Source organism: Glycomyces luteolus (genome assembly GCF_027622875.1).
In the GTDB taxonomy this organism is placed as follows: Bacteria; Actinomycetota; Actinomycetes; order Mycobacteriales; family Micromonosporaceae; genus Glycomyces; species Glycomyces luteolus.
Window position 1 is genome coordinate 99,254 of the sequence record NZ_JAPZVP010000009.1, and the last position, 23,078, is coordinate 122,331.

The window sequence follows — 23,078 nt, forward strand, 5'->3', positions numbered from 1 at the left end:
CGCTCGGTCCCGCATTGGGGGACTTCGCCGCGTTCGGAGTGAATCCTCTTCGTACAACAACACGCCCCTGCGTGCCGGGCGGTTGCGCCCGGTGCGCCGAAGTTCCCCGGAATCGGCCCGGAAACGCGTCGATTCGGCCGCGCGCACGGGTATCGCGGGGCGCTGTGCGGCATTAAGGTGTCCTTATGCACACGACCCGGTTGAGTGATTACGCCGTATTCGGGGTGCTCCTGCTCGCCGGATTCGCGTTCGTCGCCGCCGCGATGACCGCCAACCGCCTCCTGCGCCCGAGCGCGCCTTCAAAGGAGAAGGGCCAGACCTACGAATGCGGCGTGGACCCCGTCGGGAAGGACTGGGCGCAGGTCCAGATCCGGTACTACGTCTACGCGTTCCTGTTCGTGCTCTTCGCGGTCGAAGCGGTGTTCCTGTTCCCGTGGGCGGCGGTGTTCCGGGCCTTCGGCCCCGCCGCCGCGGTCGAGATGGGCGTCTTCGTGGGCGTGCTCGCGCTCGGCCTCGCCTACGCCTGGAGGAAAGGGGTACTGCGATGGCGGTGAATCTCCCGTTCCCTTCCCGCCCAAAGGAAGCCAGCAATGTCGGCGACCCGATCCGGTTCGTCCTGAACTGGGGCCGCCGCTATTCCCTGTGGGTCTTCAACTTCGGACTCGCCTGCTGCGCCATCGAATTCATCGCCGCCTCGATGAGCCGCCACGACTTCATGCGCCTCGGCGTCATCCCCTTCGCGCATTCGCCGCGCCAAGCGGACCTCATGGTCGTCTCGGGCACCGTGACGGACAAGATGGCACCCGCGATCAAGCGCCTCTACGAGCAGATGCCCGAGCCGAAGTACGTGATCTCCTTCGGCGCCTGCTCCAATTCCGGTGGGCCCTATTGGGACTCGTACTGCGTCACCAAAGGGGTCGACCAGATCATCCCCGTCGACGTCTACATCCCCGGCTGCCCGCCCCGCCCGGAGGCCCTCCTCTACGGCATCGGCGAACTCCAGAAGAAGATCGCCGCCGAGCCGCTCCGTAGACCGAGCCTGCGCGCGCCCGTGAGGAGGCCCGATGCCTGATTTCTGGGAGGAGCGCGTCCGCGCCGCCCTCCACGTCGACGCAATCGGCGCCGACGGTCCCCGCTCCGTCGTCGACGTCGACCCCAAGGACTGGCACGAGGCCGTGCGCGCCTGCCGCGACGAGGTCGGCTGCGACTTCTTCGACTGGCTCTCGGCCGTGGACGAGGGCCCGGCCGAACCCGAGACCGAGGACGGACCGCCCGGCCCGATCCGCTTCCGCGTCATCGCCCACCTCTGGTCGGTGAGCGAACGCCGCGGCGTGCTCCTGCGCGCCCTCCTCACCGAAGGGGCCGTCGCCTCGGTGGTCGACCTCTATCCCGGCGCGGACTGGCACGAGCGCGAGACCCACGAGATGTTCGGCGTCGACTTCCCCGGCCACCCCGACCTGCAACCGCTCCTCCTCGCCCCCGAGTTCGAGGGCCACCCGCTCCGCAAGGACTTCATCCTCGCCTCCCGCGTCGTCAAGCCCTGGCCGGGCGCGAAGGAACCCGGCGAAGGGCACGGCACCGTCCGCAAACGAGCCCCCAAACGCCCGCCGGGGGTCCCCGAGGACTGGATCGAACCCGACCCCCGCACCGCGCCGAGTGACGGCTCGCAAGCGCCACCGGAGGGGCGGCCCGATGCTTCTTGAGGCCGCGGTCAAGCTCGCCGCCGTGCTCGCCGCGTTCCTGGTGCTGCCCTTGCTGGTCGGCCAGACCGAGCACAAGCTCATGGCCCACATGCAGGGCCGCCTCGGCCCGATGCACGCCGGGCGCTTCCACGGCTGGGCCCAGCTCATCGCCGACGGCGTCAAGTTCGCGCAGAAGGAGGACCTCGTCCCCGACGCCGCGGACAAGCCGGTCTTCAAGCTCGCGCCCGCCGTCGCGCTTCTGCCGTACCTGCTGGTCATCCTCTTCATCCCGCTCGGCCCCGGCGACCTCGTCGGATCGAACCTCGACATGGGCCTGTTCATCGTCGTCGCGCTCGTCGGCGTCGGCGTGCTCGCGGTCCTCATGGCCGGGTGGTCCTCGGCGAACAAGTACACGCTGGTGGGCGCTCTGCGCGGGGCCGCGCAGCTCATGGCCTACGAACTGCCGCTGGTGCTCTCCGCCGCGTCCGTCGCCGTGGCGGCCGGAACGCTCAGCCTCCCCGAGATCATCGAGGCCTGGAACCCCTGGTGGCTGCTGTGGCAGGCCCCGGCCGCGCTCGTGTTCTTCACGGCCGGGCTCGCCGAGATCCGCCGCCCGCCGTTCGACGCGCCCGTCGCGGACTCCGAGCTCGTCTTCGGCTACCTCACCGAGTACGCCGGGCTTCGCTTCGCACTGCTGCTCCTCGCCGAGTACGTGGGCATCGTCGTCATCTCGGCCCTCACCACCGTGCTCTTCCTCGGCGGCTGGAAGGGCCCCGGCCCCGAATCGCTCGGCTGGCTGTGGACGCTCCTCAAGACCGGGGCGCTCGCGGCGGTCGTCATCTGGCTCCGCGTGGCCTGGCCGCGCCTGCGGGTCGACCAGATCCAGGCCCTCTGCTGGAAGGCGCTGGTGCCGATCGCGCTCGCGCAACTCGTGCTGACCACATCCGTCGCATTGGCCATCTGAGTCACATCTGTCCCATTAGGCGTCCTTAGTAGCGGCGCAACCGATTGGCGAGTTTCGGGCGTATTCCTCATTATGGAATCAGGTCGAGACGTTACCGAGACCGAAGATCCCGGCCGCACGATCAACTTGCGGCCCTTCAGGAGACGGCCCAAGGCCGCTCCCGGTGAACCCCCCGGCGAGCGGCCCCCTCGGTCGAAGCCGAAGCACCGCCGCAAGAAGCGCAAGATCGCCGCGCTCGGACTCGCGGTCCTGGTCCTCGCCACCTCGGTCTCCGTGGTCGGGTCGGTCTTCTACGCCACCGTCGACCTCCCCGAGTCCCTCGACGACGACCTCAGCCAGGGCTCCACCGTCTACTACAGCGACGGCACCACCGTCATGGGCGAGCTCGCCGCCGAGCAGCGCACCTCCGTCGACCTCGACGAGATCGCCGACGACCTCGAGAACGCGGTGGTCGCGGCCGAGGACGCCAACTTCTACGAGCATCCCGGGGTCGACGCCAAAGGCGTGCTCCGCGCCATCGTCAACAACGTCAAAGGCGGCGACCAGCAGGGCGCCTCCACGCTCACCCAGCAGTACGTGGGCCTCGTGGCCGACATCCGCGGCGACGGCTCCTACTTCCGCAAGGCCCGCGAGGCGGCCATGGCGATGAAGATGGAGGAGGAGTTCACGAAGGACGAGATCCTCAACCACTACCTCAACATCGTCTACTTCGGACGCGGCGCGTACGGAGCCGAGGCCGCCGCCCAGGCCTTCTTCGGCCGCTCGGCCGCCGAGCTCTCCACCTCCCAGTCCGCGCTGCTCGTCGCCCAGATCAAGTCCCCGGACGGCCCCTACGACCCGCGCGACCCCTACGGCAAGGGCGGCAACGTCGAGGAGGCGACCGAGCGCTGGGAGTACGTGCTCGACCAGATGGTCGCCACCGGCAGGCTCGAGCAGGTCAAGCGCGACGCGATCACCGAGCTCCCCGAGACCCTCGACCCGACGAACGACCCCGAGGGCCTCGGCCCGGAAGGCTTCATCACCAACGGCTTCGTGCTCCAGGAGCTCGCCGCCGCCGGGATCGGCACCGAGGAGGTGCTGCGCGGCGGATTCGAGATCGTGACCACCCTCGACGCCGACCTGCAGGAACTCGCCGTCGAGCAGACCGGCATCCGCGAGGTCGCCGCCGAGGACGAGAACATGGCCGCCGCGCTCACCGCCCTCGAACCCGGCACCGGCCGCGTCCTCGCCTACTACGGCGGCGAGAACGGCGCCGGCCTCGACCTCGCCGCCGACGTCGGCCACCGGCCCGGCACCTCGTTCAACACCGTGGTCCTCGCCGCCGCGGTGGAATCCGGCATCGACCCCTGGTCGCCCGACCTCGACGGCTCCTCGCCCCGGCAGTTCGAGACCTACCTCGACGAGCACGGCGAACCGATCGACCTCGTCAACATCGGCGGCGCCCAGGACCACGAGGTCAGCCTGGCCGACGCGGTGGCCCAGAAACTCGACACGCCCGTCTACGACATCTCGGAGGCTCTAGGCGGCAACGCCATCGCGCAGACCGCCGCCGGTCTCGGCATCGACCGCATGTGGGACCCGCACGACGTCGACGAGCACGGCGTGGCCGCCGAGATCGACCCGGGCGGGAACGCCGAGTTCCACCCCGACATCGGCATCGGCGCCTACCCGATCACCACCCTCGACGCCGCTGTCATGCACGGGACCCTCGCCGCGGTCGGGACCGTGGCCGAGCCCTATTTCGTCGACCACGTCAATGGCGCCGACGGCAGGCTCTACAAAGCCGATCCCCAGGTCGAGGAGGGCGCGTTCGACCCTGGTGCCGCCGCCGAAGCCACCGCCCCCATGTACTCGAACACCGCCGAAGCGGGCATCTTCGCGGATCCCAACGACCGCGGCGACTTCGACGTCGCCGTGAACGCCTCCTCGACCTGGCACACCGGCTTCTCCACGGGCCTCTCGCTCGCGGTCTGGGCCGGGGACGAGAAGAAGGAGGGCGACGGCTCCTCCCACGAGGGCACCGTCGCCGAGCGCATCTGGTGGCAGGTTATGCAGGGCCGCCCCGACAAGTACCGCTGGGACCCCGAACAGGAAGCGGCCCTCCTGGAGGAGCAGCAGGCCAAGGAAGAGGAAGCAGAAGCGGAGCAGTGGCCGCCCGAGGACGAACCGGTCGCCCCCGAGGAGAGTCAGGACGGCACCGAGTCGGAGGAGGAACCCGGCCAGGCGACCGAGTCACCGGTCACCGAGGAGTCCGCGTCCCCGAGCGAGGAGGAGACGGACCTCGGGTGGCTCGGGGGCGGCGGCGACTGAACGAACGAGTGCCCGGCCGCCGAGCGGCCGGGCACTGCATGTTCATGGTCCGCGAGCGAGCCTCGCGGGGCTTCAGGCGTCCGAGGCTCAGGCGGCCTTCGCGGCGCTGCCGGAATCGGACTTCGCGGCGGTGGCGGCGGGCTTCGCCTCGCTCTTGCCCTCGCTCTTCTTCGACCCGTTCTTGGAGCCGTTCGAGCTGAGGGAGCTGGAGTCGGTGGACCTGGAGTCGGTGCGGTAGAAGCCGCTTCCCTTGAAGGTGACCCCGACGTTTCCGAAGACCTTCCGCAGCGCGCCCTTGGCCTCGCAGCTCGGGCAGTCGGACAGGCGCGCTTCAGAGAACGACTGGTGTTTGTCGAACTCGTAACCGCACTCCTTGCAGCGGTATTCGTAGACAGGCACGTCCCAGACCTCCAGCAGTCAACACAGATCCCGATCGACATTAGCAGTCAACGCTGAAGAGTGCTAATCCCATCCCGAGACGATCGACAGCTCACAAGCCCGCCGAGACGAGGGGTGTGGCCTATCTCAACGAGACGAACCCCCTGGCCGGGGTGATCGCACCCGTCACCGGCTGATCGTGCGGCTCGGCCGGGACCATGTAGCCCAACTCGCCGTCGCGCAGCAGCGCCACCACCGGCACGTCCGGGCCCACCCGGGCCAGCGCCCGGTCGTACGAACCGCCGCCCCTGCCGAGTCTGATCCCATCATCCGAGACGGCGAGGCCGGGGACGATGACCGCCGCCGCCTGCTCGATCCCCTCCGGTCCGAGCACCTCCCCGCCCGGGTTCGGGCCGTCGCCGCCCCGCGAGTTCGCGTCCGGTTCCTCTTGCCCCCCAGGGCCTCCGACCTCCCGCCAGGCGAGGTCCTTGTCCGGCAGGAGGACCGGTTCGAGGACCTTGTAGACCACCGCAAGCCGTTCGGGCAGTTCGGGTTCGAGTGCCGCGCCCGGTTCCGATCCGAACGGCCGGTACGCCGCCACGACGGCCCCTTCGTCCACGACTTCGATAAGGAAGTCCCGCAAGGCCTTCCATGTAGCCAGATCGGCGTATCCGCGCTGCTCCCCGGGCATCGCGTTCCGCGCCGCGAGCAGCTGGCGACGGGCCGCAGTCTTCGCCTCTTGCATGCCGTTTCCTTCCTTCGATGACCGGTGCCTGGGAGGATTCCACTGAACGGACACCTCTACTCACCCATTCGGTTAGTCCCGTTTACACATGCCTGCCATGTCGTGTCGAGTCGGTAGCTCTAGGTAGTCTTCTAAGTAGTGAACTTGAGGGGGATTCGGTGTCGCTGCGCTCACGGCTCACCACGGCGTTCCTCGTCGTCGTGCTCGGGCCGGTCCTGGTGGGGGCCGTCTTCGTCGCTGCCGTCATGTCCCATCTGGCGGACTCCCGCGGGGAAGCGCTGGCCGACTCGGCGGTGACGATGGTCGACTCGACGCTCGGCACCATCTGCGAGCGCATTCAGGCTTCGGCCGCTGCGGTGGCATTGAACTACCGTAACGGCGATCAGGAGAACGCGGTCGAAATGGCGCAACTCCTGGTCGACCGGGAGGTGGTCGACGGCGTGGTCTTCTCGAGCCTGGCCTCCGTCAGCACCGATCCCGGCATTGACATCGGCGCCGAGGCCCCCGACGGCTCCTGGGTCGACTGCGGGGAGACCGTCGCCTACGCGGGCACCGAGCCGATCGTGGCGCTCGGCGCGCAGGCCGAGGTCCAGAACGCCGACGGCTCTACGGCCGTGTTCAGCGCCTTCCGCGAGGTCGACCAGGAGTTCCTGGCGCGACTCTCCCGCGTCGCCGACGCGGACCTCATCCTCCAGGACACCCGCCCCACCCCGATCGAGGTCGGCAGCGCCGACGCCGGTCGCTGGGACTTCACGGATTCGTTCCTGCCCTTGAGCATCGGCACGGTCGCCACCGACGTCACCCCCATGTACTGGACGCTCGCCGCGATGGTCTTCGCGTCGGCCCTGTGCGCGGTCGGCCTCGCCTCCTGGCTCGCCCGCTCGACGACGAGACCCCTGGCCGAGCTGTCGGCCGCCGCCGAACGCGTCGCCCGGGGCGACCTCACCGTGCGGGTTCCGGTGCACGGCCGCGACGAAGTGGCGCACCTCGCGTTCGCGTTCAACCGCATGACCGCCCAGACCCAGTCGTACGTCAACGCCCTCACCGCCTCCCGCGACCAGATGCGCGGCCAGCTCGGCCGCCTGGGCCAGACCCTCACCGCGACCCTCGACCTCGACCGCATCCTGGAGGTCATCCTCGACACGGCGATGGTCACGGCCGGAGCCGAAGCCGGGGTCATCATGCTCGTCGACGTGGACGACGCCGACCAGCTCCGCGAACGCGCCGGCGAAGGCGACCTCGGCATCACCGAGCCCGCGACCATCCGCATCGGCGAAGGGATCATCGGCGCGATCGCCGCCGCGGGCGTCCCCGCCCACGGCCGGATCATCGACGGCCACTTCGGGGACCGCCGCCGCGCCGACACCGAGCCCGACGCGCACACGATCGTCGCGGTGCCTTTCAGCGGGCGTCAGCCCGTTGATCATGAGCGCAGTAGCGGGCGTCAGCCCGTTGACCATGAGCGCAGTAGCGGGCGTCAGCCCGTTGACCATGAGCGCAGTAGCGGGCGTCAGCCCGCAGACCAAGACCGCAGCACCGGCCTCAATCCCGCAGACCAAGACCCCAGCACCGGAAGCCATCCCGCCGAACACGACCGCGCCCGCCCCGCCGACGGCGAGTACGGCGGCGCGCCCCGCACCGACGCGGGGGTCCTCGGCGTGCTCGTCCTCTACAACCGGATCGCCGGGGACGACTTCGAACCGGGCGACGTCGACACCCTGAAGACCTTCGCCGGGCAGGCCTCCGTCGCGGTCGAGAACGTGCTCCTGCACCGCCACGCCGAGCGCCTCAGCGTCACCGACCCGCTCACCGGACTCTGGAACTACCGGTTCATGCAGACCTCCCTGCGCCGAGAGGCAGAGCGCTCCCGCCGCTACCAGCGCCCCTCCGCGCTCCTCGCGATCGACCTCGACCGCTTCAAGGACGTCAACGACACCTACGGCCACCCCGTCGGCGACCAGGTCCTCTCCGAGCTCGCCCGCCGCATCACCGGCCAGATCCGCGAAGTCGACCTCGCGTTCCGCCACGGCGGCGAGGAGTTCATGGTCCTGCTGCCCGAGACCGACGCGGCCGGCGCGTCCGTCGTCGCCGACCGCCTCGGCAAAGCCGTCAACGCCCGCAAATTCAAGGTCAACGACGCCTCCGGCGGCCGCGAACTCAACATCACCGTCTCCATCGGCATCGCCGTCCTCGGCGAGCACGCCGAGACGGCCACCGGCGTCCTCGCCGCCGCCGACGAGGCCCTCTACGCCGCCAAGGCCGCCGGCCGCGACACCTGGAGGGTCGCGGTGGTCTGACCGCGAGCGGCCCAAGCGATCCGAAGGCGACCCGCCACCGCGGCGAACGCTTCGGCTCGCCGTCGGCGCCAAGCCAAGCGGCACCCTGCGCCGAACGACCCGAGCGCGGACCACCCGACACGAACGTTCACCCGCTGTTCGACCGGGTGGCTGACCGCCGACGCAGCGTGTGCACGCTACCCTCGCAATATGTCAGCAACCGCGCCCCGCGCCACCAAAGCCGTCATCCCCGCGGCAGGTTTCGCCACCCGCTTCCTGCCGGTCACCAAGGCCATTCCCAAGGAGCTCCTGCCGATCGTCGACAAGCCCGTCCTCCAGTACATCGTGGAGGAGGCCGCAGCCGCAGGCGCCGACGACGTCACCCTCGTGACCGCCCCCGGCAAAGACGCCATGATCGACTACTTCGACGCGCGCGCCGACCTCGACAACGCCCTCAAAGCCAAGGGCAAGAACGAGATGCTCGCCAAGGTCAAGGCCCCCGAGACCATCGCCGAGATGACCGCCATCCGCCAAGGCGGCGCCAAGGGCCTCGGCCACGCCGTCGGCCGAGCCGCCTCCCACGTCGGCGACGAGCCCTTCGCGGTCCTCCTCGGCGACGAGTGGTGCCACCTCGACGACAAGCTCCTCCCGCGCATGATCGACCTCCAGTCCGAAACCGGCGGCATCGTCCTCGCCCTCATCGAGGTCCCCGACGACCAGGTGAGCCGCTACGGCGTCGCCGCCGTCCGGGGCACCGACGCCGACGACATCGTCGAAGTCACCGGCCTCGTCGAGAAACCCGCCATCGAAGACGCGCCATCGAACCTGATCCTCATCGGACGCTACGTCCTCCCCGGATCGATCTTCCCCGTGCTCGAGCAGACCGAGCCCGGCAGCGGCGGCGAGATCCAACTCACCGACGCCATGGAGGCCATGCGCGCCAATGGAACCCCCGTCCACGCCGTCGTCTTCCGCGGCCGCCGCTACGACACCGGCGAACCCGTCGCGTACCTCCAGACCCTGGTCGAGCTCGCAAGCCAGCGGGACGACTTGCCCGGCTTCAACGCCTGGCTGCGCGAATTCAGTGCGACACTTGACTGACCCGGCGACCGCGAGGCGGCGCTGAGAGGAACTTGACCGACGGGGGGATGAGGAGTGAAGGGGACCGGCGAGGCGACACCATTGGCCGACTTCCTGGCGAAGGCGCTGGCCTTGGTGCGACCCCTGCCCCCGGTCGACATCGACATGACCCAGTCGACCGGGTCGGTCCTGGCCGAGAACGCGGTCAACCCCGGCCCGCTCCCCGCCTTCGACTACGCCGCGATCGACGGCTACGCGTGCAACGGCGACGACATCGCCGGAGCCAGCCCCGAACGCGGTGTCGGCCTCAAGGTCCTCGGCGACCTCGCCGCCTCCTCCTGGCGCCCGGTGCGCCTCGTCTCCGGCACCTGCTTCTCCGTGGCCGCCGGCGCGGCCCTCCCGGTCGGCGCCGACATGGTCGTGCCCCTCGCCTGGACCGACGAGGGCATGGCCACCGTCGACGTCCGCCAGGTGCCGCGCCGCGGACACGGCGTGCGCCGCATGGGATCCGAGCGGCCCTCAGGCGAGATCCTCGCCCACGAGGGCCGCCGCGTCACCCCCAACCTCATCGGGCTCCTCGCCGCCGCCGGCATCGCCGACGTCGTCGTCCGCCCCACGCCCCGCGTCGTCGTGATCGCCACCGGCGACGAACTCGTCGACACCGGCCGCCCCTCGCAGCCCGGCCAGCTCATCGACGTCAACTCCCACCTCGTCACCGCCGCCGCCTCCGAAGCCGGAGCGCACGCGTACCGCGTCGGCATCTGCGACGACGAGCCCGACGCGCTCCGCTCCGTCCTCGACGACCAGATCCTCCGCGCCGACCTCGTCATCACCACCGGCGGCACCGGCCTCGGCCCCGGCGACATGGTCCGCCGCACCTTCTCCCGCGACGGCGCCGTCGACTTCAACCCCGTCGCCGTCTACCTCTGCGAGACCATGGGCTTCGGCACCATCGGCCCCGAGGAAGTCCCCGTCGTCTGCCTCCCCGGCGACCCCGTCGCGGCCACCATCGCCTTCGAGGTCATCGCCCGACCGCTCATCCAGCGCCTCGCCGGAGCCGAACCCGTTTTCCGGCCCAGCGTGCGCGCCAACCTGACCGAGCCCGTATCCTCACCGAGCGGGCTGCGCGAATTCCGGCCCGTCCGCGTCGCCGAGAGGCGCGGCGGCGGCTACACCGTCGCCCCGCTGGGAGCCACGTCCTACACGCTCTCCGGACTCGCCGAGGCGACAGGCCTCATGACGATCGGCGAGAACGCGACCCGGGTGCCCGCCGGATCGACCGTAGACGTGCTGCTCCTGGACCGGAACCGATGACCCACAATCCGCAGCTGGACAACGAATGACCCTCTCCAACCCCGGTTGGCCCGTGCACCTGAACCACGGCGACGTCAGCGTCCGCCCTTTCCGCCGCTCCGACGCCGCGCGCTGGTCCGAACTGCGCCGCGCCAACGAGGCCTGGCTCGCCCCTTGGGAACCCGGCACCGGCACCACCTGGTACGAAGCCCACTCGCCCGCCGCGTTCCGCGCCATGCTCCGCGGCCTCAAACGCTCCATCAAGGACGGCACGAGCTGGCCCCTCGCCGTCTGCTGGCAAGGCCAGCTCGCGGGCGGCCTCACCGTCGGCAACATCGTGCGGCGCGCCTTCGGCTCCGCGTACGCGGGCTACTGGATCGACCGCGGACACGCAGGGAAGGGCATCACCGCGACCGCGCTGGCGCTCGTCATCGACCACGCGCTCACCGTCGGCCGCCTCCACCGCATCGAGGTCAACATCCGGCCCGAGAACGGCCCGTCGAACCGGGTCGCCGAGAAGCTCGGCCTCCGCCGCGAGGGCCTGCACAAGCGCTACCTCTACATCGACGGCGACTGGCGCGACCACTACGGTTACGCCGTCACCGCCGAGGAGATCGCCACCGAGCGCATGATCGACCGCATGGCCCGCCTCGCCCGGACCGAAGCCGAGCATTGAAGCGGAGCGCCGGCGGCGTGAAACGCCACTGCTCGGTGCGGAACTCCACACTTCAGCTGCGCTTCAGGTTCCCCGGCCCAGCTTTGAAACCGGGGTCCCTTCCCTAGCCGCGGATCGCGTGTCCGGGGTGCCCGCCGATACCGCTCGGCGCCGGAACCGAACCACTCGTCCAGCCCCGCGCCGTCAGGATGCCGAGCCTCTTTCGGTCAGGATGATCGGCCCGTCCTCCGTGATCGCGATCGTGTGCTCCATGTGCGCGCCGCGCGAACCGTCGGCGCTGCGCAGGGTCCATCCGTCCGGGTCGTAGACGATCTCGTCGGTGGTCTGCAGGAACCACGGCTCGATCGCGATCACCAGGCCCGGCTTCAACTTCATGCCCCGGCCCGGCCGTCCGTCGTTCGGCACGTGCGGGTCGCCGTGCATGGTCCGGCCCACCCCGTGCCCGCCGAACTGCGTGTTCACGCTGAGGCCGTCGCCGCGCGCCACCGTGGCGATCGCGTGCCCGATGTCGCCCAGCTTGTTCCCGACCCGCGCCGCCCCGATGCCCGCCTCGAGCGCGCGTGCCGTCGTGTCGATGAGGTGCAGGTCGTGCTCGCTCGCGTTCCCGACCACGATCGACAGGGCCGAGTCGGCGACCCAGCCGTCCACTTCGGCCGCGAAGTCGAAGCTCACCAGGTCGCCGTCCTTGAGCTTGTAGTCGAACGGCAGCCCGTGCAGCACCGCGTCGTTCACCGAGGTGCACAGCACCTTCCCGAACGGGCTCCCGCCGAACGACGGGTGGTAGTCCACATAGCAGGAGACCGCCCCGGCCTCCTTGATGCGCCGCGCGACCAGGTCGTCGAGCTCGAGCAGGTTCATGCCGACCTCGGCGGTCCGCTCCAGCTCGGAGAGGATGCCGGCCACGAAGCGTCCGGCCGGGCGCATCGCCTCGATCTCGGCGGGGGAGTAGTACTCGATCATGGCGGCCCTTCGGAACTCGGCTAAGCGGTGTCCCCTCCATCATCACCGCTCCCGCGCACCGCCGCCGCGAGCCCCCGCAAACTGCGACCGCCGAGACATCCCATCATCCTGTAAGGGCCCAGGTCACGCCACGTCCCGAACGCCGAGCCCGAGGTCGGGGCCCGGGTTAGGCTCTGGCCGTGGACGCCGCGACGCAACTTCCGACGGTGGGCATGATCGGCGCCGGTCAGCTCGCCCGCATGACCCACCAGGCCGCCATCGCCCTCGGCCAGAGCCTCCGAGTGCTCGCGGGCGACCCGGCCGAGAGCGCCGCCGTCGTCACCCCGGCGACCACGCTCGGCGACTACCGGAACGTCGACGACCTCCGCGCCTTCGCCAAGGGCTGCACCGTGCTCACCTTCGACCACGAGCACGTCCCCCAGGAAGCGCTCCGCGCCCTCGTCGACGAAGGCGTCGAAATCCAGCCCCGCCCCGAGGCGCTGCTGTACGCCCAGGACAAGCAGGCCATGCGCACCCGACTCACCGAACTCGGCCTGCCCCAGCCCCGCTGGGCGCCCGTCGACTCGATCTCCGACGTCGAAGCGTTCGGCCTCCCCTGCGTCCTCAAAGCCGCCACGGGCGGCTACGACGGCAAGGGCGTGTGGATGATCGACACGCCCGCCGACGCGCAGGCCGTGCTCGCCTCCGGCATCCGCCTCATCGCCGAAGAGCGCATGGCGCTCCAGCGCGAACTCGCGATCCAGATCGCCCGCTCCCCGCGCGGCGAGACCGCCGTCTACCCCGTCGTCGAGACCGTCCAGACCGGCGGCATCTGCACCGAGGTCATCGCCCCCGCGCCGCACCTGAACGACGACACCGCCGCCGAAGCCCGCCGCATCATCGAGATCATCGCGGCCGAGCTCGGCGTCTGCGGCATGCTCGCCGTCGAACTCTTCCAGACCAGCAAAGGCCTCTTCGTCAACGAGCTCGCCATGCGCGCCCACAACTCCGGCCACTGGACCATCGAAGGCGCCCGCACCAGCCAGTTCGAGCAGCACCTCCGCGCCGTCCTCGACTACCCCCTCGGCTCCACCGAGACCGCCGCACCCTACACGGTGATGGCCAACGTCCTCGGCGGCGCACCAGGCGGCCCGCGCCTCGACGAGCGCCTCCAGCACCTTCTCGCCGACGACCCCGGCGCCCACGTCCACCTCTACGGCAAGGCCGTGCGCCCCGGCCGCAAGATCGGCCACGTCACCGTCTGCGGCGACGATCCCGACGTGCTGCGGCGCCGCGCCCTGCGGGCCGCCAAACGGCTCCAGGAAGGCGAGTAATGGCTGAGCAGAAACCCCGCGTCGGCGTCATCATGGGCTCCGACTCGGATTGGCCCACAATGGAACCGGCCACCGAGGTCCTCAAGGAGTTCGGCGTCCCCTATGAGGTCCGAGTCGTCTCCGCCCACCGCACCCCCCACGGCATGCTCAGCTACGCCGACTCCGCCGCCTCCCGCGGCCTCCGGGTCATCATCGCCGGAGCCGGCGGCGCCGCCCACCTCCCCGGCATGGTCGCCTCCGCGACCCCGCTGCCGGTGATCGGCGTGCCCGTCCCGCTCAAGTACCTCGACGGCATGGACTCGCTCATGTCGATCGTCCAGATGCCCGCGGGCATCCCCGTCGCCACCGTCTCGATCGCCGGAGCCAAGAACGCGGGCCTCCTCGCCCTCCGCATCCTCGGCGCGAGCGACGACCCCCTGCGCGACAAGCTCGCCAACTACCAGGTCGACCTCGAACGCATGGTCACGGAGAAGGACGCGAACCTCCGCTACCGGATCGCCCACCCCGAGTGACCCTGCGAAAACCGGTTCCGGCGCAACGGCAACGGCCATAGACTCGCGGTGTGTCTGACACTGAGCTGCACCCCACCGGGGGATACGAGCATGTGACCGTGGTCGAGGCCGGGCGGCTGGCGATGCTCGCCGGGCAATGTCCCGTCGACGCCGACCAGCAGGTCGTCGGCATCGGCGACCTCGACGCCCAGATCGACAAGACCGCCGCGAACTGCCTCGCCGCACTGGCCTCGGTCGGCGCGGCGCCCGACGACGTGGTCCGCTCCGTCGTCTACGTCGTGAGCGCCGACAGCGCGATCGTCGGCGCCGCCTGGCACCGGTTCTCCGAGCAGACCGACCTCGGGCCCGCGTTCAAGGCAGCGAGCACCGTCGTCGGCGTCACGGCCCTCGGCTACGCGGGCCAACTCGTCGAAGTCGACCTCACCGCACGACTTCCCTGACCGCACCTTCCCAAGACGCGGCGAAGTCCGGGCACCGTTCGCAGCGGTTCCCGGCCTTCCTCGCGTGTGGCGCCCGCTCGCGGCGGTGCCCGACGCTGTCCTCGGTTCCACTTCGGGAACGTATGCCGGTGGCAGCATTTGAACATGGCAAAGAAGCGCACCATGGTCTGCGCGGACAAGGAAGACCTCGCGATCATCAAGGAAGCCGCGAAGCCGCTCGCGCAGGCATCAAAGCTTCCATCGGTCACCACGACTCGCTAAAGGTCGTCGGGCAGAAGCCGGAAGGCTTTGAACTCAATTCGCCCGGGAGAGATCCTGGACGAGGAATTCCTGAAGCCACTGGGCGTCACGCAGTACCGGCTCGCTAAGTCGATCGGGGTACCGTCTCGGCGGATCAACGAGATCGTGCTCGGCAAGCGGCGCATCAGCGCGGACGCCGCCCTGCGGCTGACAATCCGTCCGCCCGGAATCTTCGACCGCATACGGCACGGAGCTCAGGCCTCCTGGCAGAGGATCGCCGCGTGGGCTTCTCCTAGTCTCGTCAGCACTAGGGTCGCCTCGTTGTTCCCCTTCAGCTTCAATTGTCTTCGCAGGGCTGCCGGGTCGATACCCGTTCCCCTCTGCTTGATCGTCAGGCGGCCGATGCCACGCTCCGCCAGCAGCGCCTTGAGTTTCTTGGGGTGGAGGGGCCAGACCTCCTCCACCTTCCAGGCCCTCGCGAACGGGGTTTCGACCAACCGATCGCTGTAGAGATACGCGATGGCCTCATGCGCCGTATGGGCTTCCAACCGCTCCGCCAGCTCGGCCACCAGACCCGCTCGGATGACCGCTCCGTCCGGCTCGTACAGGTACTCGGCTACCTCGCCCACCGCAGCGAGTGCATCTCCGCTGCCCGTCAGCTCGTGCCACTCGCCCGCCTTGCACAAGCTCGCTCGGCGCGGCACCTCCGCCGCCTCGCCCAGCCACAGGCAAGCCTCTACGACGTCCCGGTCAACCGAGACCCATTCCGCTTCGGCCCCTTCCGGAATCCACTCGTGGCTGATGCCCGGGCCGAGCTTCAGCGCGGCGTACCTGGTCTTCGACATGTGGGTCAGGAGGTCGTTCAGCGGCGGTGAGTACTCGGCCGGGTTGAAGTTCCTGCCCGCTCCCGACCGGCGCGCCGGGTCCGCGAAGGCCGATTCCAGCAGCGGGGTCGTCAAGGCGTCGCCCACTTCGATTCCGATCGGCAGACCCATCGCCTCGGCATTCGCCTTCGCGTACGCGGCCGTCTCCTCGCTCATGTCCACGGCCTCGACCCGCAGGCCCGCTTCCGCGAACGCCAGTGCCTCCGTGCCCAGCCCGCAGCACAAGTCCGTCACCGCTGCCGCGTGTCGCGCGAACCGCGCCGCTCTGCGCTCAGCGACGACCCATCGCGTGGCCTGCTCCAGGCCCGCCCGCGTGAAGTAGAGCTTGGCCGCACGATCGCCGAACTTTCCCCGGGCCTTCTCCCGCAGCTCGGCCAGGGTCAGCGCGGCCGCCGCGAGGTCGGGTTTGACCCCTGCCTTCCGGAGCGTCAGCGGCGCCCTCTCGCCATCGCGCCGTAGGGCGTCGGCGGCTTGTGTCTGGAGCTCGAGGCGGGCCCTCAGGGCGGCGAGCAGGCTGGTGTCCACGTGCCTCATCGTATGACGTTCGAGACCCCGCGTTGACGCTCCCCACCTGGGCGAATTATCTTACGTCTTAGCACTCGCAGACCGAGATTGCTAAGCGCTATGATCGGCTTGGCACTCTCGCCTCGAGAGTGCCAACAGCCACGGGCCGGTGCCTCGGCACCCGCGACGACGAGACCCGAGCCGTCGTGGCGATATCCGTTTTTGAACACGCAGGTTTGGAGAAACCAAGTGAGCAAGGCTGCCATCAAGCCGCTGGGCGACCGCATCGTTGTTCAGGCGAACGAGGCCGAGACCACCACCGCCTCGGGCATCGTCATCCCCGACACCGCCAAGGAGAAGCCCCAGGAGGGCACCGTTCTGGCCGTGGGCCCGGGCGCCTTCGACGACAAGGGCAACCGCCTCCCGATCGACGTGAAGGTCGGCGACGTGGTCATCTACTCCAAGTACGGCGGCACCGAGGTCAAGTACAACGGCGAGGAATACCTCGTCCTGTCCTCGCGCGACGTCCTCGCGGTCGTCGAGAACTAGCACGCTTCGGGCCCTTCAGCTGAAGGGCCCTTTCGTGTCTTAGGAAGGGAAACCATGCCGAAGATTCTCAACTTCGCCGAGGACGCGCGGCACAACCTGCTGCACGGCATCGACCAGCTCGCCGACACCGTCAAGGTCACGCTCGGCCCGAAGGGCCGCAACGTGGTCCTCCAGCGCTCGTTCGGCGCGCCGCTGATCACCAACGACGGCGTGACCATCGCCAAGGAGATCGAGCTCGCCGACCCGTACGCCAACCTCGGCGCGCAGCTGGTGAAGGAGGTCGCGACCAAGACGAACGACGTCGCGGGCGACGGCACCACCACCGCGACCGTGCTGGCGCAGAAGATGTCCCGCGCGGGCATCAAGGCGGTCACGGCCGGGGCGAACCCGATCGCGATCCGCAAGGGCATCGAGGCCGCGGCGAACGCCGTGTCCGAGGAGCTGCTGCGCCAGGCCATCCAGATCTCCGACCACGAGCACATCTCGCAGGTCGCGGCGGTCTCGGCGCAGGACCCGGAGATCGGCGAGCTCATCGCGAAGGCGATGGACGCGGTCGGCGCCGAGGGCGTCATCTCGGTCGAGGACGGCTCCAGCCTGGAGACCGTGCTCGAGGTCACCGAGGGTATGCAGTTCGACAAGGGCTTCATCTCGCCGAACTTCATCACCGACCAGGATTCGCGCCAGACGGTCTTCGAGGACCCCTACATCCTCATCACCAACTCCAAGGTCGGCTCCATCGAGGAGCTGCTGCCGGTGCTGGAGAGGGTCGTCGAGACCTCGAAGCCGCTGCTGATCATCGCCGAGGACGTCGAGGGCCAGGCCCTCGCGACCCTGACGGTGAACGCCCTGCGCGGCACGCTGCGCGTGTGCGCCGTCAAGGCCCCGGCCTTCGGCGACCGCCGCAAGGCGATCCTGGGCGACATCGCTGCCCTCACGGGCGCCGAGGTCATCTCTTCGGAGGTGGGCCTCGAGCTCAAGCAGGCCGACCTGTCGCACCTGGGCCGGGCCCGCCGCGTCACCGTCTCCAAGGACGCCACCACGATCGTGGACGGCGGCGGGGAGCGGGAGACCGTCGACGCCCGCATCGCGCAGATCAAGCAGCAGGCCTCCACGACCGAGTCGTCCTGGGACCGCGAGAAGCTCGAGGAGCGCCTCGCGAAGCTCTCGGGCGGCGTGGCCGTCATCCAGGTCGGCGCGGCCACCGAGGTCGAGCTGAAGGAGCGCAAGCACCGTATCGAGGACGCGGTCAACGCGACCAAGGCCGCGGTCGAGGAGGGCATCGTCGCCGGCGGCGGCGCGGCTCTGGTGCACGCGATCGCGATTCTCGAGAAGGTCGAGCTGGACGACCCGGAGGCCCGCGTGGGTCTCAAGATCGTCGCTGAGTCGCTCTCCGAGCCCCTGCGCCGCATCGCGATCAACGCCGGCGAGTCCGGCGACGTGATCGTGAACACGGTCGAGGGCAAGGGCTGGCGCGAGGGCTGGAACGCCGCCACCGGCGAGTACGAGGACCTGGTCTCGGCCGGCATCCTCGACCCGGTGAAGGTCACCCGCAACGCGCTGCTCAACGCCGGTTCGATCGTCGGCATGCTGCTGACGACCGAGGTGACGATCGTGGACAAGCCCGAGGAAGAGGAAGAGCAGGCCGGTCACGGCCACTCGCACTCCCACGGCGGGCACAGCCACTCGCACTAGCGCCGGGCCGGTCTGACCGGCGACGGGAACGATCAGCAAGGCCGCCGACCTCGTCGGCGGCCTTGCTCCGTTCTCGGGCTCTGGTTTAACCCCAGGTCGAACAGGGGGTCGGAACCGCAAGTGTCAACATCCCGACAGTTAGTCGCACTACTGTCGGGAAACCGATAGAGTTCAAGTGCCTTCGCGGCCTTTGGGGATCGGAGCCGCGAAGGCGCTTTTTTGCCTAGAAACCGATGGTTCGACCACCGGGCGCGCAGGGCCCACCGGCTCTCACACCCACGAACCGATCCGCCAGGGCCCCAACCTCATCCGCCGCTCTGGCGCACTCGCAGCTCCCGCATCCGGTTGAGCGTCGCCGCCACCTCGTGCCGCCTCGGCACCGCCAGATCGATATCCCTGATCCGCAGCAGCTCCGCCTCGCCCCCGGTGTCCAACGCTTCGTCCAGGCGATCCAAGACCGCCTCGACAGTGGCCTCGCCGTCGATCCATCCGTGCCGCACGGCCGCCTCGATCGCCAGGCCGATCCCGGTGGTCATCGCCGGGTCGGTGATCTGCTCCACCGAGCGGACGTCGACATCGGACTCGCCGAAGCGCAGCCCGTCCGTGCCCCCGGCCTTGATCTTCTGCTTCCCGCGCGACTCCGACGACACCGACCGCGGGTCGATCACGCGCGCCCGCGGCAGCCGGAAGCCCTCGGCCTCGACCCGCCGCCCGGTCGGCTTGGCCGCCAGGGCCTTCGCTCGCTCCGTCACGTCCTCGGGCCGATACGCGTCCATCAGGATCACCCGATCGGCGACGTCCATGTAGTCGCCCGAGCCGCCCATCACGAGGATCGTCGCCACCCCGTGCTCGTCGGCCATCGACCGCACGAGGTCCACCAGCGGCGTCAGCGGCTCCCGCTCCTTCGCCACCAGCTCCTGCATACGCGCGTCGCGGATCATCAAGTTCGTCGCGGCCGTGTCCTCGTCGATGAGCAGCGCCTTCGCGCCCGCCTCAAGGGCCTCGACTATGCCTGCCGCCTGCGAGGTCGAACCCGACGCGTTCTCGGTCGTGAAATGCCTCGTGTCGTCGCCGCTCGGCAGGTGGTCGACGAACGCGTGCACGTCGACGCCCGTCACCGCGCGCCCGTCCTCGGCCCGGATCTTCACCGCCGACCGGTCCGCGACCACGAGGTCCCGTCCGTCCCCGGGCACGTGATCCCACACCCCGGACTCCAAGGCCCGCAACAGGGTCGACTTCCCGTGGAACCCGCCGCCGACGATCAGGGTCACGCCCGGCCCGATCCCCATGCCCCGCACCGTCCCCGCGTGCGGCAGGTCGAACTCGACCGCCATCGACTCGGGGCTCGCGAACGGCACGCCCGACTCCATCGGCCGATCGTCGACACCCGAGCGCCGCGCGAGCATCGCCCCGTCCGCCACGAACGCGACCAGTCCTGCCGCCCCCACGGCCTCCCTGAGCGCCCGCACGTCGTCGGCGTGGCGCGTCCACACCAGCACGTCCTCCTCGCTCACCGAGAGCGCCTCGTCGGCCGCGTCGGGCAGGACCTCGCACAGCAGCCGCGCGGCCTGCCGCCCCGCGATCCGCCGCCCGTGCCCGGGGAACTGCGCGCCGAGCCGGAACACCACCGACCCGTCCGAACCCACGGTGCACGAGGCCCGCCGCAGGATCTCCTGCCCGCCAGCGTCGATCCGCAGGTCCCTTGTGGGGCACGCCCGCTTGAAGCGCTTGGCGAGCAGCACCGCCAGCGCCCGCCGCCGCTCCTCGGTCGCGTACCAGTCCGCGATCAGGTCGGCGGCCTCGGCGTCGAATTCGAGCGCCACGCGGCTCGGCGGCGCGTACGGGTCCGACTGGACCCGCGATATGTCCAGAATCGCCGGGCCTGCCCACCATTTGCCACGCAAGGATTTATATCGGCCGTAACTCGTACCTTCCAGGGCCGTTAGTTCGTTAGACAAGTCATGGCGAGGTGGATGTGAACGATGATCACCAATATCGCGGGACTCGGCTCGATACGGTCGTCCGCCTCTTCGCTGTGTCATGCCCCCAGTTTCCCATCCGGGACGAGGAACTCGCGTCAAGCGAACCCGAACACCATGCGTCTGCGCCCCGCCCCGGAAACCTCGATAAGTCACTCGAACAATTCGCGCGAACTCGCGTCACGGCGGCGGAACGCCTGCGTGCTGGTAACAGCGACACGCACGGCCTACCGCAGCGAAAGGTAGAACAAAGTGAGAACCGTACTGGTCTGTGTTAAGACTCCTCAAGCCGGACAGAAGATCTCGGCCTGCGCGACCCGCATGGGGTTGGCGCAGGCGGTCAAGTCGGTTGAGGGCTCGCCCGAGCTCTTCCTCGAACTCGGACGCCGCCAGGTGGACGTGGTGCTGGTCGACGTGGCCTTGGCCGCGCCCGACCCGGTCAAGTTCGTGAAGACCGTCCGCGCCCGCTCGCCCCGGACAGGAGTCCTCCTGTCCGGCGCGGCCGATCCTCGCACGGCGGCCATGGTGGTCGCGGCCGGCGCCCGGGGTGTCATCCGCACCCCGTCCAACAACTCCGACGACCTCCTGGTCGCGCTGGCGCAGGCGATCATGTTCGCCTCGCCGACGCTCCAGCGCGTCACCGAGACCGTGCCGCGGCAGCGCTCGACGCTGCAGGGCATGAAGCTCACGGAACGCGAACTCCAGGTCCTGCGGGGCATGAGCGAAGGGAAATCCAACGCGGAGATCGGGCGCGACCTGTTCGTCTCCGAGGACACCGTCAAGACCCACGCGCGGCGCATGTTCCGCAAGCTCGGCGCCCGCGACCGGGCCCACGCGGTGGCCGAGGCCTTCCGTTCGGGCCTCGTCTGCTGATCATCCACTGACGTACGCGTCCCGACTGGCAGGAACGGGCGCGCCCGTCCCCCGGAACTACACGCGCGCTAGGCGACGGCGGTGACCGGCAGGGTTACGCACGGCGGTTCGCCGATACGCGCAGCGAAGCGGGCGAGTGCAGCGCTCGCTTTGCCTGCAGCAGCAGCGAGAAGCAGCAAGCGGTGACTGGTCAGGACCGAGGGTTCCGCGGGGGGAGGGGGCCCCGCGGCACGGCCCGGTCGGACTGACGCAGCGGTCGGGACACCCATCGTCCCGGCCGGACGCGAGTGCATCGGCGACGGCGTCGTCGGCGGCCCGATCCGCTCGGGCCGCTGGCAGTCCGCGGCACCCATCGTCGCGGACCGGCTGCCGGACCGGGCTCAGGCCAGTTCGAGCAGCCGTTCGTCGCCGCCCGGCGCGGCCACGAGTTGGAGGCCTACCGGCAGACCTTCAACCGTGCCGGCCGGCACGGCCAGACCTGGTGCGCCCGAGAGCCCAGCGATGCACGTCAAGCGGACGATCGCCTCGCGGTCGGGCGAACCGCCGATCATGAACGCCGGTCCCGGCGCGGCCGGGGTCGCCAGTGCGGTGCCCTCCGGCAGGCGGTCCCGCACGAGCGCCACCACACCGCTGCGGACCCGTTGCGCCGCGGCGATCTCCGCCTGGTCCAGCTTCGCCGCGTTCGCGAACCGCATCGCCACGCCCGGTCCGAACTCCGGGTCGTTCGCTTCGATCCACGCGCCGTGCGTCCGCCACGCCTCCCACGCCTGCAGGGTCGCGTACGCGACCCGGGCGGTCTCCAGCGGCGCCGCGTCCCCGTTCGCCGCGAACAGCGGCTCGCGGTCGATCGCCAGCCCCAGCTCCTCGACCTTCGGCATCACGGCCGCCCGCGTGGCCTCCGGGATCTCGTCCCAGATGTCCTGCGGCGCCAGCAGCCTCGTGATCGGCCCGGCCTCCGCCGCGCCCTCAAGGAGGACGCCCATCGCCAGCCGCAGCGTCGCCGCCTCCCGGGTGAGCACCCCGGCCGTGTCGAACGACGGTGCCAGCGGCACCGCGCCCTGCAGGCTCACCCGCCCGTGCGTCGGCCGCAGCCCGTACAGGCCGCAGTAGGACGCCGGGACGCGGATCGAACCGCCCGTGTCCGTCCCGAGCCCGATATCCGCCCGCCCCAACGCGACCGCCGAAGCCGAACCCGACGACGACCCGCCCGGCACCCGCCCCGGCGCGGCCGGATTCTCGGGGGTCCCGTAGTGCGCGTTGGTGCCGTTGAGGCTCCACGCCAACTCGTCCGTGATCGTCTTCCCAACGACCTTCGCGCCCGCTTCGCGCAGCAGCGCCACCGCCGCCGCGTCCTCGGTCGGCACCTCGTGCGTCTCGAGCCAGCGCGGGTTCCCCGCGCCCGTCGGCACGCCCGCGAGGTCGAACAGGTCCTTCACCGCCAGCCGCAGACCCGCAAGGGGCCCTTCGCGTCCGGCGTCCTCGATGGTCCTGATGAACGGATCGGTCAAGGTCCAGCTCCTTCGGCAGTGTGCGGCGGACGCCCTTCACGAGGTCGAGCCCGGTCGTGATCCAGTGTTCCGCAGTCTCGGCGAAAGGCCCGTCGAGGGCCGCCGCGAGTCGGCGTGTCGGAGTGCGCGGTGAGTTGCGGCGGCACCCGCAGCCGGTCCAGGTCGCGGCCGCGATCCGCGAAGAGTCCTCGTCGGCCGGTGCCCGTCGGGGCGAGACCGT

Annotated in this window: 21 protein-coding genes and 1 pseudogene; 16 read left to right on the top strand and 6 right to left on the bottom strand. The window is 70.1% G+C overall.

All coding sequences use genetic code 11. The features are described 5' to 3' along the window. Positions 1-185 precede the first annotated feature (185 nt). The 5 genes from O1R50_RS13105 (at position 186) to O1R50_RS13125 (ending at position 4,956) form a co-directional block, all read left to right on the top strand. Positions 186-554, top strand: a complete 369-nt coding sequence (locus tag O1R50_RS13105; protein WP_270110510.1) for an NADH-quinone oxidoreductase subunit A — start codon at positions 186-188, stop codon at positions 552-554. Continuing rightward, on the top strand, positions 545-1,072 hold the full coding sequence (locus O1R50_RS13110) for an NADH-quinone oxidoreductase subunit B (RefSeq protein WP_270110511.1): 528 nt from the start codon (positions 545-547) through the stop codon (positions 1,070-1,072). The genes O1R50_RS13105 and O1R50_RS13110 overlap by 10 nt, the downstream gene beginning before the upstream one ends. Further along, entirely contained in the window at positions 1,065-1,703 is a 639-nt protein-coding gene (locus O1R50_RS13115; protein ID WP_270110512.1) for an NADH-quinone oxidoreductase subunit C, read from the top strand. Before O1R50_RS13110 ends, O1R50_RS13115 begins: the two co-directional genes overlap by 8 nt. Further along, entirely contained in the window at positions 1,693-2,646 is a 954-nt protein-coding gene (locus O1R50_RS13120; protein WP_270110513.1) for a complex I subunit 1/NuoH family protein, read from the top strand. The genes O1R50_RS13115 and O1R50_RS13120 overlap by 11 nt, the downstream gene beginning before the upstream one ends. A gap of 72 nt (positions 2,647-2,718) precedes the next feature. Then, positions 2,719-4,956, top strand: coding sequence for a transglycosylase domain-containing protein (locus O1R50_RS13125; protein WP_270110515.1), 2,238 nt, complete (start codon positions 2,719-2,721; stop codon positions 4,954-4,956). Between the two features lie 87 nt (positions 4,957-5,043). Here O1R50_RS13125 and O1R50_RS13130 read toward each other — a convergent pair whose 3' ends face one another. Together O1R50_RS13130 and O1R50_RS13135 are read right to left on the bottom strand one after the other, a co-directional pair. Further along, positions 5,044-5,355 carry an FmdB family zinc ribbon protein gene (locus O1R50_RS13130; RefSeq protein WP_270110516.1) on the bottom strand — a complete coding sequence of 104 codons (312 nt, stop codon included), beginning with the start codon at positions 5,353-5,355 and terminating at the stop codon, positions 5,044-5,046. 121 nt (positions 5,356-5,476) lie between these two features. Beyond that, complete coding sequence (locus O1R50_RS13135) at positions 5,477-6,079, bottom strand: 5-formyltetrahydrofolate cyclo-ligase (RefSeq protein ID WP_270110517.1); 603 nt, start codon at positions 6,077-6,079, stop codon at positions 5,477-5,479. A gap of 158 nt (positions 6,080-6,237) precedes the next feature. Here O1R50_RS13135 and O1R50_RS13140 point away from each other — a divergent pair, with 158 nt between their 5' ends. The 4 genes from O1R50_RS13140 (at position 6,238) to O1R50_RS13155 (ending at position 11,404) form a co-directional block, all read left to right on the top strand. After that, on the top strand, positions 6,238-8,376 hold the full coding sequence (locus tag O1R50_RS13140) for a diguanylate cyclase (RefSeq protein ID WP_270110518.1): 2,139 nt from the start codon (positions 6,238-6,240) through the stop codon (positions 8,374-8,376). Positions 8,377-8,565: 189 nt separating this feature from the next. Further along, positions 8,566-9,456, top strand: a complete 891-nt coding sequence (locus O1R50_RS13145) for a UTP--glucose-1-phosphate uridylyltransferase (RefSeq protein ID WP_270110519.1) — start codon at positions 8,566-8,568, stop codon at positions 9,454-9,456. Between the two features lie 54 nt (positions 9,457-9,510). Continuing rightward, a complete protein-coding gene (locus O1R50_RS13150; protein ID WP_344469270.1) occupies positions 9,511-10,749 on the top strand; it encodes a molybdopterin molybdotransferase MoeA in 1,239 nt (412 codons plus the stop codon). A 25-nt stretch (positions 10,750-10,774) separates the two neighbouring features. Beyond that, positions 10,775-11,404, top strand: a complete 630-nt coding sequence (locus tag O1R50_RS13155; RefSeq protein WP_270110520.1) for a GNAT family N-acetyltransferase — start codon at positions 10,775-10,777, stop codon at positions 11,402-11,404. Positions 11,405-11,587: 183 nt separating this feature from the next. Here the strand turns inward: O1R50_RS13155 and map are convergent, their stop codons facing one another. Further along, complete coding sequence (gene map / locus O1R50_RS13160) at positions 11,588-12,364, bottom strand: type I methionyl aminopeptidase (RefSeq protein WP_270110521.1); 777 nt, start codon at positions 12,362-12,364, stop codon at positions 11,588-11,590. A gap of 179 nt (positions 12,365-12,543) precedes the next feature. Between map and O1R50_RS13165 the strand changes: the two genes are divergently transcribed. The 4 genes and pseudogenes from O1R50_RS13165 to O1R50_RS26340 all read left to right on the top strand — a co-directional run. After that, positions 12,544-13,677, top strand: coding sequence for a 5-(carboxyamino)imidazole ribonucleotide synthase (locus O1R50_RS13165; RefSeq protein WP_270110522.1), 1,134 nt, complete (start codon positions 12,544-12,546; stop codon positions 13,675-13,677). Beyond that, the gene (gene purE, locus O1R50_RS13170) at positions 13,677-14,189 is read left to right on the top strand and encodes a 5-(carboxyamino)imidazole ribonucleotide mutase (protein WP_270110523.1); all 513 of its coding nucleotides are present in this window, start codon (positions 13,677-13,679) and stop codon (positions 14,187-14,189) included. The genes O1R50_RS13165 and purE overlap by 1 nt, the downstream gene beginning before the upstream one ends. A gap of 50 nt (positions 14,190-14,239) precedes the next feature. Beyond that, positions 14,240-14,629, top strand: coding sequence for a RidA family protein (locus O1R50_RS13175; RefSeq protein WP_270110524.1), 390 nt, complete (start codon positions 14,240-14,242; stop codon positions 14,627-14,629). 288 nt (positions 14,630-14,917) lie between these two features. Then, a pseudogene (locus O1R50_RS26340) lies at positions 14,918-15,079 on the top strand (HigA family addiction module antitoxin); the annotation flags it as partial. 44 nt (positions 15,080-15,123) lie between these two features. Here O1R50_RS26340 and O1R50_RS13180 read toward each other — a convergent pair. Next, a complete protein-coding gene (locus tag O1R50_RS13180) occupies positions 15,124-16,278 on the bottom strand; it encodes a class I SAM-dependent methyltransferase (RefSeq protein WP_270110525.1) in 1,155 nt (384 codons plus the stop codon). 228 nt (positions 16,279-16,506) lie between these two features. On the opposite strand from O1R50_RS13180, the gene groES reads away from it, so the two are divergent. Further along, on the top strand, positions 16,507-16,806 hold the full coding sequence (gene groES / locus O1R50_RS13185; protein ID WP_091037834.1) for a co-chaperone GroES: 300 nt from the start codon (positions 16,507-16,509) through the stop codon (positions 16,804-16,806). A gap of 54 nt (positions 16,807-16,860) precedes the next feature. Next, positions 16,861-18,498 (top strand): chaperonin GroEL, encoded by a 1,638-nt coding sequence (gene groL / locus O1R50_RS13190; protein ID WP_270110526.1) that lies wholly within the window; start codon positions 16,861-16,863, stop codon positions 18,496-18,498. Positions 18,499-18,803: 305 nt separating this feature from the next. On the opposite strand, the gene O1R50_RS13195 is transcribed toward groL, so the two are convergent. Next, entirely contained in the window at positions 18,804-20,540 is a 1,737-nt protein-coding gene (locus O1R50_RS13195; RefSeq protein WP_270110527.1) for an ABC-ATPase domain-containing protein, read from the bottom strand. 189 nt (positions 20,541-20,729) lie between these two features. Here O1R50_RS13195 and O1R50_RS13200 point away from each other — a divergent pair, with 189 nt between their 5' ends. Continuing rightward, on the top strand, positions 20,730-21,350 hold the full coding sequence (locus O1R50_RS13200) for a helix-turn-helix transcriptional regulator (protein ID WP_081912923.1): 621 nt from the start codon (positions 20,730-20,732) through the stop codon (positions 21,348-21,350). 380 nt (positions 21,351-21,730) lie between these two features. Here the strand turns inward: O1R50_RS13200 and O1R50_RS13205 are convergent, their stop codons facing one another. Continuing rightward, positions 21,731-22,858 carry an amidase gene (locus O1R50_RS13205; RefSeq protein ID WP_270110528.1) on the bottom strand — a complete coding sequence of 376 codons (1,128 nt, stop codon included), beginning with the start codon at positions 22,856-22,858 and terminating at the stop codon, positions 21,731-21,733. Positions 22,859-23,078: the final 220 nt, after the last annotated feature.